Raw genomic sequence first — 15,324 nt, 5'->3', positions numbered from 1 at the left:
TCTTTGAGCCTAGTTAATGTATCATTCAAAAACTTGTCTAAGGATCCACAAATTCAATTAGCTGTATTGGATCAGTTTCCTTTTGGAGTAAGTTTAATTGTGTGCTTACTTATAGTTATTTCAATTATGCTAATTCAAATGATGATTGTTATGAAACGTGAATTCCGTGCATAGGGGTGGCTTTTTTGAAAAAATTTTTATTAATATTTTTATCTTTAGTGGCAATTATTATAATTGCTTTTAGTGTGTTAAATGACTCAGGGGATTCTCTAATATCTGATGGTTTAGAAATTAATACAACATATATTGGAGATTCTAGTGAATTAGTTTCCAATCTGGAGATTTCTGGAAAACTTAAGAAAAAACAAACAGTTGAGATTAAGACAATGCTAAATGAGAATAATAAAATTTCAATAAATAGGAGCCAAGAGGGTGGTAAATTAGGAATTATCATAAGAAATTCAAAGGGAGAAAAATTAGTGGAAAAGCAAATAAGTGATAGCCAAACGTTTTCTTTCCAGTCCACCGCCGGGGAGGGATCGATTCAATTTGTTTTATATCAGGGAACCCACAAAATATTGATTAATATTAATGAGGAATGAATACAAATGATCTATTTTATTAAAGCCGAGATTATGAAGATTAAAAATAATTTGTTAATATGGATAATCCTTAGTATTTTGTTTTTATTTATGATATATATTATTTTTGATCCTTTTCCATATATAAACTTAAAGATTCCAACATATTTTAGTTCGGTTTATCTATTATCCTTTAATGTCATCGGATCAATCTTGTATATTGTAGTGGGTGCACTTTTAGGTTACAAAGAATACTCATGGAATACTTTTCATATGTTAGTGAATTCGAACAGTCGAATTAAAATTTTTTATTATAAGTCAATTACTATCTTTATAATTAGTTTTGTCCTTAGTGTAATTGCATGTATATTCGGGATTTTAATACATATGTTTCTTGGATCATCTGGCCAACTTATCAGCTTTCAATTATTCACCCAAGTAATAACAATTAGTATTATTGGCTTTTTATGGGGAGAAGTCGCTTTTATTCTTTCATTAATTACTCGTAATCTATTATTAAGTATTGTTGCTTTGTTTCTAATCAGTTTTTTTGAACCTATAATATATCAATATTTTCCTCAAGGAATTTTGAAATTCTTTTTTGTTTATAATCAAAAGGGAATATTAAATATGCAGTTTTCTAATTTAGTTGAAGGTAGTTATCTAATTATTACTCCTTCTCAGTACCCTGATTTACCTTGGAGTATTTCTTATCCCCATTGGAAAGGTACGGCGTAATAGATTCGCGTATATCGGTCAATCTGCTACTGGTTAAGTAATCATAAGCCCTCCCAAAACTTTCCAAATATACGTCCCTATATTCCATATTTATCGTTAAAATTACTGTGCTCCCATGGGGCTTATCATAACCTGGAGCCATTTCTTCATAGAACTTTTTCGTATAAGGATCAACATCCATACTTGATGTAGTGGTCAGCACAATAAGATCTGTTCCAATTTCTTCCGCAAGTTCTTTGGCCAATTCTTCAAGTTCTTCAATTTCTGCTTCGTCCAAAAGGTTCGCATCATCATAAATTTTTTGTTCAATGGCAGCTATTTCTTTTGCTCCTACAAGTAGTAATAGAAAAAGTCCAAAGAATCCTAGGATACAGGCCATTACTGTTTTTCTTACCATAATGACCACCCTCCCGTCACAATCGCTTCCAGTATATTCATAATTACAAAGGTTCCAGCGGAAATGCCGCTAAACCAGCCGAGCATCTTCCAATACGATAGAGGAGGGTTGCCGACGATTTTTCCGGTTTGTCCATTCATCGCAAAAATATAGTCTTTATTTTTGTAATTATAGGTAACCATCCATACCGGCAAAAGGACGTAGTAACTTTTTACCTTTTTCGTATCGATATCTTTCATTCTGTAGGTAACCGTTGTATAACCATGCATCGTCGAACTAATATAGGAATCTATAAAACTTTGAATTTTTGATTTTACCCTTGGAAGCAGTTCATCGTCGGTATAGTTATACTTTTCCGCAATATAACCTGCAAGGTACGGTGTCTTAAACTCCTTCAGCTGATCATAGGGGTAAGGTTCAAGTTTATCCATTAATTCATCATTCATTTTTTTTGAGGCATCGACCGGGACCTTAATGTAATCTAAATTGATATCCCGAAAAACATCATAATATTTCGTCTCCGTATAAATATAGTCTCCCCTCGTATACGTCCGGATAACTTTCCCTTCTGCACTGACCTGGACACGACTGTTAAGATCGTACATCCAAAAAGGGACATACATCCCAGTAATATTTTTTATCCGGTCCGCCGTCATAAAATCATTCGGAGTTAAAAGGCCATTTCGGCACCATTTTTTAAAACCTTGAATGGCTTCTTCCTTACTGACGGTAAAAGGAATGACTAATGATGGTGCATAAGTTCCAGATACGCGATCTGCTAGAACGACTCCGGCACCACAGAAGCTACATCTTGTCGCTACCGTATCATGGTCAGTAATTAAAACAGCACCACAGTTTTCACAATTGTACTCCTTTGCTTCATGATCTTCAAAGGTGGTTGTTATTAAATCCTCCGAAAAGGTTTCTATGTCTTCTTGTCTTCCACAGGCAGGTTAGCGTGCCGGTTTCACTATTAAAAATCATATCATCCCCGCATCCGGGACATTTGTAATGGACAACCATGCCTGTACCCCCTTTTCTCTGTCATCTCAAAAAAATAACCCGTTATTTCTAGGTTGTTTTGTACAAGATTCCTTAATTTTATTTTATAAAAGCTGTAGCCCTGAAGCCACAGCTTTTCGTCATTTATTCCTGCTCTAAATTTTTTAATTTCTCTTTTAAAGCCGCAAGTTCATCATCTACACTTACCTTCGTGTCATATTTTGCGGCAAGATCTTCTAAGTCATCTTTCGGGCTGGCATTCAATTCTGCCATCGCGTTTGCCTGGTCGAGAGCGCGATTAATTTTATCTTCCATTCGACCAAAGGCAGACATCGTGTTTGTCGTATCAGTTACAGATGCACCAATTTTATTCATCCGCTCCTGGGTTTTGGCTACTGCCCATTTTGCCTTAAGCATACTTCTTCTAGATTCCAATTCATTGATATCGGCAACTAATTTGTCATGCATTTGCCGCATTTGGGTAGCGTTGGAAAGTGCAAGATCATACGCTTTTTGCAATTCGGCTTGGCGGGAGGTTAATTCGGCTTTCCGCTCTAAAAACTTCCGGGCATCGTCTTCGTTGCCGGCTTCCAACGCTTTAATCGCGTATCTTTCCATTTTTTCAATGTCCTCGGTGCATTCATCAAGCATGCGTTTTGCCCGTTTTTCTTCAGCCATGACGGACGCGGTTTCAGCCTTCACTTTTCCGAGGTCCCGATTTAAATTCCGCAAATATTGGTCAATCATTTTTTCCGGGTTTTCTGCCTTATCCAAAAGGGCGTTAATATTGCTGGCCATAATATCTTTAAATCTTGCTAAAATGCTCAATACGATCCACTCCCTTAACAAAATTGGTACTATTATATACTGTTTTTCAAGCAAAAAGTTTCACTCTCTAAAAAATTTCTTTAAAAAATTCACTTTTATTCCTGTTCTTAAGCATTTTACGTTCAAAGCAAAATGTTAATCCTTACATCTATCATGAAGGAAAAGATCGCTTTTTACAATGAGGGAAACGTTGGGAATCTACTTTTTAACTGCAAAAGGGTTTTGACCGTACATATTAGATACGTGCAACAATACAAAACTTAACACTAATGAAAAAGGTACTCCAATTGTTTTTCTTAACCAGTGGAGTACCTTGAGAATTATATTTTAACCTTTTGTGTTTGTAATCGTTTCATAGCCACTTGATGGATTTTCTCGTTTCCGAAAAACATCAATACAAGTAACAAAAGCAAAAAGATTGGATAATACTGAATTCCTGCAAAATCGGAAAATACTCCAAAGGCAGGAGGTACTAGAGTCGTTCCAATATAAGCAAAAGCCATTTGAATACCCATGAGAGAGCTAGAATTTTCCTTGCCAAAGCGGACCGGTGTTTCATGAAGCATCGACGGGTAAATTGGTGCACAACCAAGTCCGATTAATATTATACCAGTGAGATTTAAAAAAGCAGTGCTGGTGCTTAATATTAAAATAGCACCAAGAGCAATGATTCCCATTCCACCGCGGATTAATGTTTGGTTACTAAACTTGGCGGTGAAAAAGCCACTAAAGACCCTTCCAATCGTAATTCCCATGTAATACATAGAGATCCAGCCGGCCGCAACATCCGCTGCCACCCCTTTTGTGTGAACAAGGAAACTAGCTCCCCATAAACCTGCTGTTGCCTCCAAAGCACAGTAGGCAAAAAATCCGGTCAAAGCTGGAGTAATCCCTGGGAGTTTAAATACAGATTGACGTTTTTTCTCAACGCTTTCCTGTGCCTTACTTCCGTTATCACTATATTTTTTCCAGAGGGGAAGAGAAAATAGTAAAATTCCCACTAAAATTATTTGAATAATTGCGACTGTTAAATAACCTAATTGCCAAGAATCATTTCGAGTAATTTGCAAACTCATGATGATAGGTCCAGCAGTTGCGCCAATTCCCCAGAAGGAATGAAGCCAGTTCATATGCTTTGCCGCAAAATGGAGAGCAACAAAGTTATTAAGAGCTGAGTCTACCGCACCGGCACCAAGTCCTAGTGGAATGGCCATAATACAAAGCCAGGCGTAATGATTACTAAAGGAAAAACCAAATAACGCAAAGGCTGTGAAAAACACGCTAATTACAGTCAACTTTCCGGTTCCAAACTTCTCTATTAATTTTCCACTTAAAAAGCTGGAGATAATGGTCCCGGTTGAGACAATCATCGCAATAAATCCTCCAGCAGACATCGGCATATCCATTTCCAACTGGATTGTCGGCCATGCAGCCCCTAACATTGAATCAGGCAAACCTAAGCTAATGAAAGCAAAATAAATAAGGATTAATAAAAGAGTTGTTGCCAAATCAAGATCTCCTCTCAACCTTAGATGAAATATCAATTATGTGTACAAATTACTTAAAAGGTTAAGTTCGTTTCAGAATCTCTTTATTAAAGGAAGTTGGAATCAGCGAATGAACTAACTGTATAGACTTTTGGTAAATCCAAACTTTCCCATCGTTATATAATTGTTCAAATAAAGTTGTAAGCTCTGGGTCGAAGAGAACCCCTTTATTCTCTAATAAATATTGAATTGCTTCCTCCGCTCTCCACGGTTCCTTATAGGGGCGTTCAGAAGTCAATGCTTCGAATACATCGACAATGGCTAAAATTCGCCCAAAAAGGGGTATGTTTTTCCCTTTTAAACCTTTCGGGTAACCGCTCCCATTCCACTTCTCATGGTGGGAGTGAATTCCTTCAGCTACCGGAAGAAGTTGTGGCGACAAAGACTTTATTAATTCGTATCCTATTTCAGAATGCTTTTTTACCTGTTCAAATTCTTCTGGGGTAAGCTTTCCTTCTTTTAAAAGAATCTTTTCCTTCACCCCAATTTTTCCAACATCATGAAGCAGTCCTGACCAGTAAAGGGCATCCAAATCGGGACCCGTTAATCCGTAGGCTTTTCCTAATAATACGGCATTGTAAGCTACCCGTTCGCAGTGGAAGGAAGTTTGTTCATCCCGGGCGGATATCATCCTTGCATAGGTTTTCAATGTATTTCCATAAACATAAGAAATTTCAGCAAGAGTATCATGTATTTTAATCAAATGCTTTTTCAAAGAATTGGAGGCAAAACCAATTATTCCCCCAATAAGTATAAAAAAAAGGGTCCTTGTCAATTGCGTATCAAAAGGTTGCGGGATATTTGTCTCTACATCCATAGGCATAAGGGGTCCAACTAAAATCCCTGCAACAATCGCGATAAAAATCCCGCCAATTGGGCCTAAAATATAGCCAGCGAACATAACAGGAATATACATGAGATGTACATAAGCATATTTCGTTCCGCCGGTAATATAAATAATCCCCCACATAAGTGCCAATAAAATAAAAGTAAATACCAACGTAATAAGCCAAGTGGCCATTGACGGTCGTTTCCAATGATTAATTAAAGAACTTATAACCAGCCCTCCTTTACGCCCTTGTTGGACTGCATTATTAAGAAAATTATATCATATGTGATTTTCCTCGCAAACGCAAAGTTATCGAAAACTTAATTTCTTAAGTAACTTATTATTTTTTTCAAAACATGAAAAACAATTAACAGATTCATTTTTATTTTCCAGCGTCTATTGGAATCTATTCAAAACATATCCAAACAAATAACTCTAACACAACAAAAAAGAGGCTTCCATCTAATAATAGATGAATAGCCTCTGTTACTCATTTATTTCCTTTGAGACGGACTTATAGTAATCCCTCTACACGTTTTACCACATTCTCAACTGTGAAGCCGAATTCTTCCATTAGTTTTTCGCCATTAGCGGAGGCGCCAAAGGTTGAAATGCCAAGAATATCTCCTTCGCTTCCGACGTAACGTTCCCAACCGAAGGGGGAAGCCATTTCTACAGCAAGGCGTTTTTTAACTTGCGGTAGTAATACAGAATCCTTGTAGGATTGGGGTTGTTCTTCAAAACGATCCCATGAAGGCATGCTGACGACACGAACGTCGATTCCTTTTTCTTTAAGCACTTGTTGAGCACGAACGGCCAATTGCACTTCAGAACCGGTAGCAATAATAATTGCATCCGGTGTTTCTTTTTCACTGTCGCTTACTACATAAGCGCCGCGTTTAACCCCTTCATAAGCTTTTTCCTTCGTTCCTTCTAGTGTCGGAAGGCTTTGACGGGATAACACTAATGCGGTTGGCTTGTCGTTCGATTCTAGAGCTAATCTCCAAGCGGCTTGTGTTTCATTGGCATCCGCAGGACGAATCAATGATAGTCCAGGCATTGCCCGATAGGATGCTAAATGCTCAATCGGTTCATGAGTTGGACCATCTTCACCGACGGCAATGGAATCGTGAGTCCATACGTAAATAACCGGTGTTTTCATTAAGGCAGATAAACGAACAGCCGGACGCAAATAGTCACTAAAGACAAAGAATGTTCCGCCATAAACTTTTAACCCGCCATGTAAGGCCATTCCGTTTAAGGCAGCGGCCATAGCAAATTCCCGGACACCAAACCAAATATTTCTCCCAGCAAAATTTTCTTTCGATAGATCAGCGGCTCCATTAATCATCGTTTTATTGGAGCTTGCTAAGTCCGCACTACCACCAATAAAGTTCGGCACAGCTTTGGCAATAGCATTCAACACTTGGCCAGAAGAATCTCTTGTTGCAAAAGATGTACCCGGTTCATATGTAGGCAATGCTTCAACCCAGTTCTCCGGAAGTTCTCCGTTAATGGCACGTTTAAATGATTTAGCTTCTTCCGGGTATGCTTCTTTATATTTATTAAACAGTTCTTCCCAAGCTTTTTCTGCCTGTTCACCTTTTTTACCGATTTTTTCACGGAAATCTTCGTAAACTACTTCCGGGACATAGAACGGTTCATAATCCCAGTTGTAGTTTTGCTTCGTTAATTTGATTTCTTCTTCACCAAGGGGAGAACCATGGGAAGCAGAAGATCCTGCTTTATTCGGAGAACCGTAGCCGATGACTGTTTTAACTTCAATTAATGTCGGTTGGGTCGTATTTTCTTTCGCTTTTTTCAATGCACTCCGGATCTCATTGACATCATTTCCATCGTCGACACGAAGAACTTGCCATCCATAAGCGGCAAATCTTTGAGCAACATTTTCTGAGAAGGATTTGTCTAAATCTCCATCCAAGGAAATATCGTTCGAATCATAAAGAACAATTAATTTTCCTAACCCTAAATGACCGGCGAGGGAAGCTGCTTCATGGGAGACACCTTCCATTAAACAACCATCACCAACGAGGGCATAGGTATAGTGATCGACAATCGGAAAATCCGTTTTATTATAGACGGATGCTAAATGGGCTTCGGCCATTGCCATTCCAACGGCGGAAGAAATTCCTTGACCCAAAGGTCCAGTAGTCATTTCAACACCATCGGTATCGAGAACTTCCGGATGCCCAGGGGTATTTGACCCCCATTGACGGAAGTTTTTCAAATCATCCATCGATACTTTATAACCTGATAAGTGCAATAAACTGTATAACAACATCGATCCGTGTCCTGCAGAAAGAACAAAACGGTCACGGTTAAACCATTTCGAGTTTTTCGGGTTATGGGTCATAAATTCGGTCCATAATGTATAGGCCATTGGTGCTGCTCCCATCGGAAGTCCTGGATGACCAGAGTTTGCCTTTTGAATGGCATCGATGGAAAGTGTACGGATTGCATTAATCGACAATTGTTCTACTGAATTCACTGTAGTAGTCATTAAAAACGATCCTTTCTTGTAGGTTTTTCCGGGGAAACCCGGTCAGAAAAAGCTATACGTAATTTTTGTCGGGCTTCTATGATTCTATTTAAAATCAGAATCAAAAAATTGTTGCATTCTTTTTCTTTCCACAAACAAAATTACAAGTTTAATTTATCACAATTAACTTAGAAAAAACAGGGTATAGGGAGTAAGCTTGTCCCGATACCCTGTTTCAAGCGGTTCATTTTATAATACTTTTTCGCCAGTCATTTCCTCAAAATCTTTGCACATGATTTCCCATGCTTTTTCGATATCTTCGTGTAATCCAAACAAACCGCTGCGACCTATAATATAAATGTCAGGACCGGCTTCATAAATTTTCTTGAAGGATTTCCGATTCGAAGATCCATCCATTTCAATCACATATTTATAACCGTGTTCTTCCCGTAATTTTCTTAATTCCACGATTTTCTCCAATGTACTATCAATAAAGCGTTGACCTGCAAAACCTGGGTCGACAGTCATAATGGTGACTTTATCCACTAAATCAATGTACGGGCGAATCGCATCAACACTTGTTTCAGGATTTAATACGACCCCTGCTTTTAATCCCGCATCGTGGATTTGATCAATTAAGCGGAAAGCTAACCCATCAAGGGTTTCTACGTGCATGCAAATCCATTCACACTTAATATCAATGAGTTGTTGTACCCAAAAACTTGGGTTTGTGACCATCAAGTGGGCAGACATCGGAACATCACTAATTTTCCGTACCTCTTGGACAAACCAAGGGGATAGAGTTATATTAGGTACATAATGTCCGTCCATAATATCGATATGGTAAGAACCGACATGATTATTTAAAAAAGTAATCTGTTCTTTAAACTTGTCTAAATCCATTGTCATTAAAGACGGTGAAAATTCAATTTTGTTGCTCATTCGTTAGTTGACCTCCGCTTATATAATTTGGATATCGTCTAAATCAATATCTTCTTCTTCAACTTCTACTTGCTCATCTTCTTTTACATTCTTCTTAAGAAGTGCGAGAGCCAACCCAGTTACTACGACGTTTACGATAATGGCTAAAGCACCTGCTAGAGGTTTAGACATGGTCGGAAGCATCAAGACACCGCCGAAAGGAACTGTTGCATCTGCTCCTAATACCATAGTTACCGCACCACCAGCGGCACCACCAATGGCGACAGCTGTTACACAGCGGACAATATCATTCATAACGATCGGAATGACACCTTCAACAATGTTCACAACACCCATCGGAACAGCGGATTTCAATGTTTCAACCTCGGAACGAGTGTAAATGTTTTTACCAAACATTTTTGCGATAAAGTAAGCAAGTCCAAATCCAATTGGTGTAGCAGTATTTACTAATTGCAATGCAGTAATTGGTTCATTGATCCCTTCTGTTTGCATGGTTAATACGAAGGCAAATACGGTTTTGTTGATCGGACCACCAAAGTCAACACCACTTAATAAACCGATAACGGCACCGAAGATTAATAAGGAAGAAGTACCTAAGCTATTTAAAGCATTTGTCAACCAGCTTGTAAAGGCAGCAACCGGAAGCCCGATTACATATACCATGAATAGTCCACCGATAAGAGAAGTTAAAAACGGGACAATTAAAGTAGGCATTAAGCCTTTAGCCCAGCTAGGAACTTTAAGATATTTGATAATTGCTACTGCTAGATAACCTGCGACAAATCCGCCAATAATACCGCCGATAAATCCTGCTCCAACGGCATTAGCAGTTAAACCGATAATGAAACCTGGGGCAATCCCTGGTTTACTTGCAATGGAATAAGCAATTCCGGTTGAGATAACAGCGGGTAGTAAACCTAAAGCCCCTGCACCCATTTTTGCTAGTGCATCCCAGAAAGTAAATTCTTGGGTTAAATCTGCGCCACTATTACCGCCAAATGCCATACCGATAGCAATGACAAAACCTGCGCCACAGACGATGGGAATCAAATAAGAAATAGCTGTCAATAAATGGCCTTTTAGATTCAATTTTTTAATTGCACTCATGACTCTTTCTCTCCTATTGTTAAATTTTCTAAGTTAGATTAATGCTGCTTTTACATCTTCAGCGTTTTTCGCCATTAACATTTTTTCAACAACTTCATCATTTCCTAATTTCCTTGCAAAAAGGGATAACAATTTCAAATGTTGTTTAGACCCATCATTCTGTTTTGGCACAACAAACAAAATGATTCCTTTCACACCTTTACCATCGAGGGTTTCCCAAGGAATTTCTTGTTCAGTAATTCCAATGGCAACCCCAACTTTTTGGACAGCATCGCTATTACCATGGGGAATGGCAATATAATTGCCGATTCCTGTCTGACCAACGGCTTCCCTTGCATAAATATCTTTCAAGAAGGCTTCAACGTCGGTAATATACTCATTTGCAAGCAATACTTCAGCTAACTTTTGAATTGCTTCTTCCTTACTTTTTACATTCATATTGGTTTTTATCGTGTCTATATCAACGATGTCTTTTACTTCCATGATTCAAGCTCCTGTTCTTTTGATTATTTTTGTGCATTTACAACTTGCTCAGCTTTTTCAATCAACTTGTTCGGAGATTTAACAGCGATTTCTGTGGAAACTTGAATGATTCTTTTACCTTCGAAACGTTCTCTCCCTGCGATTTTTACGTCAACCGCTAAGATCACGATATCGGCCTCATCGATTTGTTTTTGGGTCAATTCATTCTCAACACCAATGGTTCCTTGGGTTTCAATTTGAATTTCGTGACCTCTTTTTTTACCGGCTGTTTCTAATTTTTCTTGGGCAATATATGTGTGTGCAATTCCTACTGTACATGCTGCAACTCCAACGATTTTCATCATTACTCCTCCAATGGTTTTAAAATTTTTTTTGTAAAATCTTCTTTCTCTCTACTGTTCAATAATCTGCTTACAAAATCTTCACTAGCTAACGCTCGAATGAAAGATGCTATACTTTTCTTTATTTGAACGTTTTCATTTTCTTTTAATAAAATTCCAATCACTAAACGTACATTTTTAGAATGATAATCCCAATCTTTTATAGGTTTTTTTAAATGGATGAATACAATTTGACTCTTGTTTATGAGACTACTTTGCACATGTGGCATGACGACGTGTTCCGCAATTAATGTGCTACCTACTTTTTCTCTCTCTTTTAATAGATTGATAATTTCTCTCTTTTTATAAAAATCATTACCCTCAATTTCTGATAAAAACGAGAAAACTTCCTCTTTCGTTTTGAACACACTATTAAAATAAACTTGAAATAGTGAATTAGTTTCCATGATAGATCTCCTCTATTTTTTTCCTGAGTCTATCTTGATCATCGTTCGTAAACATAGCACTGACTAATAAATAAGGAATTGGAACATCTTCTTTCATGTGAACCGTACTCAAAATCAATTCAGCTTCTGGATATTTATCCTTTGATTTTTGTGTATTGCTAGTTGAAATCACGTCTACTATTTCGATTTCTGGGAACTTTTTAGACACCTTTGCTTGTAATAGCTCTGAAGTTCCAATGCCCGTTGTACACATGATTAACGTTTTAATCGGGCGTAAATGCTGCCCCGTTTCAATGGCTTTTGCAAAATATAGGGTGATAAATCCATTTTCATCGTCATTTATTTCCGGTAAGTTAAACCTTTCACTTACCATCTCCGACACTTTTTTCACCGCATTAAATACATTTTCGTACGTGACCTTTATCTGACTTAACAAGCTATTTTTCACACGAATATTATGCTGCAAACGATTAAGCATCGGTTTTATATGGTTCGCTAATTCAACAAATAGTGACTGGCTGTCTAATTCAATTCCTAAACAAGAACTCATTCCTTCAATATATGTTTTCGTTACGTTGACAACGTCTGCTGAAAACGTGGAGGTTTTTGCAATTGAACCTTGCATTCTGGAAGAGACCAAGTATTGGTAAAGAAAATAGATTTCAATCTCCGGCAAAGGACTGTTCAAGTATTTTTCAATGTTTTGAATAACTTCTTTTGCAACGGGATACAAAATATCATTTTTCATATTTTCCAATACTTGTTCGGAAATTTTATCCGGATACAGTCTTGTAGGAACTTTTCTTGTTCGGCTAAGCAGAATATATAAATGCGAGAAAATGTTTACATTATAAGGGTAGGGGATTGTTATATCCAAATCTTCTTCAATTTTTTTCAGTTGATCGAGAATAAAGAAAACATCGTACCGATTGAAATTAAGTTCCTTATTTCTTTTTAAATCGTCGATATCGATTACATTGAAAATTTCATTAATATCTTTAATGGCCTTACGAATATTTGCTTCTTCGCCTAAGATGGCAAGTGTCCTATTTTTTCTCTCGAGAACTAAGTTGTACTTTTTCAGTACTTCACTCATGATTTGTTCATCGTTAAAAATAACGGACTCTCCTACATGAAAGTGACTGAATAATTGATAAACACTAATGGGTTTAGGCGAGGACAATAATAGCTCTTCCATAATTCGAATGCGTCTTTCATGAGGCGTATATTGTCCATCTTTATATTGATTAAGACCTTTTTGATAATTAATAAACTTCTCGTAATCTAGTTTGTACCCTCTCCCTCGTTCTGATAAGATTAGTGGGCCGTCTACATATTCGTTATTTATTTTGTTTATTAAGCGGTAGACTGTTTTTTGCGAAACATCAAGTACTTCCATGAGTTCCTCCGAAGTCACAAAATCTTGTTTCTTCGAAAGGTACATTAGTAATTCTTGTTCGCGCTTTCTTTTGGAACTCATTTCAATTACCCCCTTGGCTTTATGATAACCGATAAATAATAAAGTAAATCTCTGGATTTTGACCGTTGCAATGGTCATTTTTTATAATAGCCATTTTCTTTCGTTAAGGTTGCTCAAGTTATAATTGTTGATACTAAGCTATTTAATTGATACAAAAACAACAAAACTATATGAGAATCATTTAACAATAATGGAAAGAATGAGTAGTAAGTATATCATGTCCAATTTTATTTAGGTAAAGCTATTCAAAAAAATGTAAACTAGTATCGATATGACAGCATGTTTATGTATATGTAAAATAGTTTTTAAGTTAGGGCAATGTCGATTACATCATGCCGCCCATGTCACCAGGCATGCCGTTTCCGCCTTTGTTTTCTTCCGGAATGTCGGAAACAACAGCTTCGGTGGTGAGGAACATAGCTGCAACACTAGCTGCATTTTGAAGGGCAGAACGGGTTACTTTCGTCGGGTCAACGATACCGGCTTCTACCATGTTTACCCATTCATTTGTTGCAGCATTAAAGCCGATGCCAAGTTCTTCTTTCTTCATGCGCTCAACAACAACGCTGCCTTCGAGACCTGCGTTTTGAGCGATTTGACGTACCGGCTCTTCTAGTGCACGGAGCACAATGCGAACACCGATTAGGACATCGCCATCAGTTTCGATTGCGGCAACTTTATTGTAAACATTGATTAATGCTGTACCACCGCCGGATACAATTCCTTCTTCAACGGCAGCACGGGTTGCGTTCAATGCGTCTTCAATGCGAAGTTTACGTTCTTTCAATTCTGTTTCTGTAGCAGCACCGACTTTGATGACAGCTACACCGCCAGCCAATTTAGCCAAACGTTCTTGTAGTTTTTCTTTATCAAACTCAGAGGTTGTTTCTTCGATTTGTGCTTTAATTTGGTTGACGCGAGCTTCAATCTTGCTGGAGTCACCAGCACCTTCAACGATCGTTGTATTTTCTTTCGTTACAACGACTTTGCCAGCGCGGCCAAGATGGGTGATGTTTGCAGATTTCAATTCTAAGCCAAGATCTTCTGTAATGACCGTACCACCGGTTAAAATGGCGATATCTTCTAACATAGCTTTACGACGATCGCCAAATCCAGGTGCTTTTACAGCAGCTACATTGAAGGTTCCACGCAACTTGTTGAGTACCAATGTTGCCAATGCTTCGCCTTCAATATCTTCGGCAATAATCAAGAGCGGTTTGCTTTGTTGGACAACTTGTTCTAACAATGGAAGTAGATCTTGAATGCTGGAAATCTTCTTATCTGTAATTAAAATATACGGGTTCTCCAAGACAGCTTCCATTTTCTCGGAATCTGTAACCATATAAGCGGAAACATAGCCGCGGTCAAATTGCATACCTTCAACAACATCCAACTCGGTGTTGAATCCTTTAGATTCTTCTATCGTGATAACTCCGTCTTTACCGACTCGCTCCATTGCCTCAGCAATGAGATTACCTACTTCTTCTTCACCGGAAGAAATGGTACCTACTTGAGCGATAGCTTCTTTACCTTCGATCGGTTTGGAGATTGCTTTCAATTCTTCAACAGCAACTTGAACAGCTTTTTCAATTCCTTTACGGATGCCCATCGGGTTTGCGCCAGCTGTTACGTTTTTCAATCCTTCACGAATCATGGCTTGAGCAAGAACTGTTGCGGTTGTTGTACCGTCACCAGCAACATCGTTCGTTTTACTTGCAACTTCCGCTACAAGTTTAGCACCCATATTTTCATAGGGATCTTCCAATTCGATTTCCTTTGCAATGGTTACACCGTCATTGGTAATTAAAGGAGAACCAAATTTTTTCTCTAAAACAACATTACGACCTTTAGGTCCTAATGTAACTTTTACTGCATTCGCCAATTTATCTACACCAGCAAGCATTGCACGGCGGGCTTCTTCACCAAATTTAATTTGTTTTGCCATGAAAATTGCCTCCTTACCTGTATGTGTAAAATTTCACTCGAAGGGCAGATGAGTGGAAAAAAATGGGAAGACGCTCTATCATTTAAATGTACGCTAGTAGGCGAATACATTTAGAAAGAGGTCTTCCTATGGATATTATATCAATAATTGCTAGATTA

At 37.9% G+C, this 15,324-nt stretch carries 14 protein-coding genes and 1 pseudogene; 2 read left to right on the top strand and 13 right to left on the bottom strand.

Features of this window, described 5'->3' with window-relative positions:
• Nucleotides 1–185 precede the first annotated feature (185 nt).
• Both BT1A1_RS15525 and BT1A1_RS19700 read left to right on the top strand, forming a co-directional pair.
• Entirely contained in the window at nt 186–602 is a 417-nt protein-coding gene (locus BT1A1_RS15525; protein ID WP_034773007.1) for a hypothetical protein, read from the top strand.
• 6 nt (nt 603–608) lie between these two features.
• Nucleotides 609–1,319 carry an ABC transporter permease gene (locus tag BT1A1_RS19700; protein ID WP_072012712.1) on the top strand — a complete coding sequence of 237 codons (711 nt, stop codon included), beginning with the start codon at nt 609–611 and terminating at the stop codon, nt 1,317–1,319.
• Here the strand turns inward: BT1A1_RS19700 and BT1A1_RS15520 are convergent.
• From BT1A1_RS15520 to groL, 13 genes and pseudogenes are all read right to left on the bottom strand, one after another.
• Nucleotides 1,252–1,716, bottom strand: a complete 465-nt coding sequence (locus tag BT1A1_RS15520; RefSeq protein ID WP_051989181.1) for a TPM domain-containing protein — start codon at nt 1,714–1,716, stop codon at nt 1,252–1,254. The genes BT1A1_RS19700 and BT1A1_RS15520 overlap by 68 nt on opposite strands.
• Nucleotides 1,710–2,739 (bottom strand): annotated as a pseudogene (locus BT1A1_RS15515) (TFIIB-type zinc ribbon-containing protein). The gene BT1A1_RS15520 and the pseudogene BT1A1_RS15515 overlap by 7 nt, the downstream one beginning before the upstream one ends.
• A gap of 123 nt (nt 2,740–2,862) precedes the next feature.
• Nucleotides 2,863–3,546 (bottom strand): PspA/IM30 family protein, encoded by a 684-nt coding sequence (locus BT1A1_RS15510; protein WP_034773006.1) that lies wholly within the window; start codon nt 3,544–3,546, stop codon nt 2,863–2,865.
• 320 nt (nt 3,547–3,866) lie between these two features.
• Entirely contained in the window at nt 3,867–5,054 is a 1,188-nt protein-coding gene (locus BT1A1_RS15505; RefSeq protein ID WP_034773004.1) for an MFS transporter, read from the bottom strand.
• Between the two features lie 61 nt (nt 5,055–5,115).
• Nucleotides 5,116–6,114 carry an HD-GYP domain-containing protein gene (locus BT1A1_RS17525; protein WP_051989180.1) on the bottom strand — a complete coding sequence of 333 codons (999 nt, stop codon included), beginning with the start codon at nt 6,112–6,114 and terminating at the stop codon, nt 5,116–5,118.
• A gap of 322 nt (nt 6,115–6,436) precedes the next feature.
• Nucleotides 6,437–8,443 carry a transketolase gene (tkt, locus tag BT1A1_RS15495; protein ID WP_034773001.1) on the bottom strand — a complete coding sequence of 669 codons (2,007 nt, stop codon included), beginning with the start codon at nt 8,441–8,443 and terminating at the stop codon, nt 6,437–6,439.
• A gap of 228 nt (nt 8,444–8,671) precedes the next feature.
• Nucleotides 8,672–9,364: a D-allulose 6-phosphate 3-epimerase gene (alsE, locus tag BT1A1_RS15490; RefSeq protein ID WP_034772999.1), complete on the bottom strand. Its 693-nt coding sequence runs from the start codon at nt 9,362–9,364 to the stop codon at nt 8,672–8,674.
• A gap of 18 nt (nt 9,365–9,382) precedes the next feature.
• Nucleotides 9,383–10,471 carry a PTS fructose transporter subunit IIC gene (locus BT1A1_RS15485; RefSeq protein WP_034772997.1) on the bottom strand — a complete coding sequence of 363 codons (1,089 nt, stop codon included), beginning with the start codon at nt 10,469–10,471 and terminating at the stop codon, nt 9,383–9,385.
• Between the two features lie 33 nt (nt 10,472–10,504).
• Entirely contained in the window at nt 10,505–10,954 is a 450-nt protein-coding gene (locus tag BT1A1_RS15480; RefSeq protein ID WP_034772995.1) for a PTS sugar transporter subunit IIA, read from the bottom strand.
• A gap of 23 nt (nt 10,955–10,977) precedes the next feature.
• Nucleotides 10,978–11,295, bottom strand: coding sequence for a PTS fructose transporter subunit IIB (locus tag BT1A1_RS15475; protein ID WP_034772994.1), 318 nt, complete (start codon nt 11,293–11,295; stop codon nt 10,978–10,980).
• 2 nt (nt 11,296–11,297) lie between these two features.
• The gene (locus BT1A1_RS15470; protein WP_034772992.1) at nt 11,298–11,741 is read right to left on the bottom strand and encodes a PTS sugar transporter subunit IIA; all 444 of its coding nucleotides are present in this window, start codon (nt 11,739–11,741) and stop codon (nt 11,298–11,300) included.
• The gene (locus BT1A1_RS15465; RefSeq protein WP_034772990.1) at nt 11,731–13,221 is read right to left on the bottom strand and encodes a BglG family transcription antiterminator; all 1,491 of its coding nucleotides are present in this window, start codon (nt 13,219–13,221) and stop codon (nt 11,731–11,733) included. The genes BT1A1_RS15470 and BT1A1_RS15465 overlap by 11 nt, the downstream gene beginning before the upstream one ends.
• Before the next feature lie 325 nt (nt 13,222–13,546).
• On the bottom strand, nt 13,547–15,166 hold the full coding sequence (groL, locus tag BT1A1_RS15460; RefSeq protein ID WP_034772988.1) for a chaperonin GroEL: 1,620 nt from the start codon (nt 15,164–15,166) through the stop codon (nt 13,547–13,549).
• Nucleotides 15,167–15,324: the final 158 nt, after the last annotated feature.

It is taken from the genome of Caldibacillus thermoamylovorans (assembly GCF_000751775.1).
Taxonomy (GTDB): Bacteria; Bacillota; Bacilli; order Bacillales; family Caldibacillaceae; genus Caldifermentibacillus; species Caldifermentibacillus hisashii.
This window is presented reverse-complemented; position numbering and strand designations above follow the sequence as displayed.

Excerpts from the sequence above, each read along its gene's own strand:
- BT1A1_RS15485 (WP_034772997.1), bottom strand. The coding sequence starts at position 10,471 with ATGAGTGCAATTAAAAAATTGAATCTAAAAGGCCATTTATTGACAGCT.
- BT1A1_RS15475 (WP_034772994.1), bottom strand. The coding sequence starts at position 11,295 with ATGAAAATCGTTGGAGTTGCAGCATGTACAGTAGGAATTGCACACACA.
- tkt (WP_034773001.1), bottom strand. The coding sequence starts at position 8,443 with ATGACTACTACAGTGAATTCAGTAGAACAATTGTCGATTAATGCAATC.
- BT1A1_RS15520 (WP_051989181.1), bottom strand. The coding sequence starts at position 1,716 with ATGGTAAGAAAAACAGTAATGGCCTGTATCCTAGGATTCTTTGGACTT.
- alsE (WP_034772999.1), bottom strand. The coding sequence starts at position 9,364 with ATGAGCAACAAAATTGAATTTTCACCGTCTTTAATGACAATGGATTTA.
- BT1A1_RS17525 (WP_051989180.1), bottom strand. The coding sequence starts at position 6,114 with ATGGCCACTTGGCTTATTACGTTGGTATTTACTTTTATTTTATTGGCA.
- BT1A1_RS19700 (WP_072012712.1), top strand. The coding sequence starts at position 609 with ATGATCTATTTTATTAAAGCCGAGATTATGAAGATTAAAAATAATTTG.
- BT1A1_RS15470 (WP_034772992.1), bottom strand. The coding sequence starts at position 11,741 with ATGGAAACTAATTCACTATTTCAAGTTTATTTTAATAGTGTGTTCAAA.
- BT1A1_RS15480 (WP_034772995.1), bottom strand. The coding sequence starts at position 10,954 with ATGGAAGTAAAAGACATCGTTGATATAGACACGATAAAAACCAATATG.
- groL (WP_034772988.1), bottom strand. The coding sequence starts at position 15,166 with ATGGCAAAACAAATTAAATTTGGTGAAGAAGCCCGCCGTGCAATGCTT.
- BT1A1_RS15465 (WP_034772990.1), bottom strand. The coding sequence starts at position 13,221 with ATGAGTTCCAAAAGAAAGCGCGAACAAGAATTACTAATGTACCTTTCG.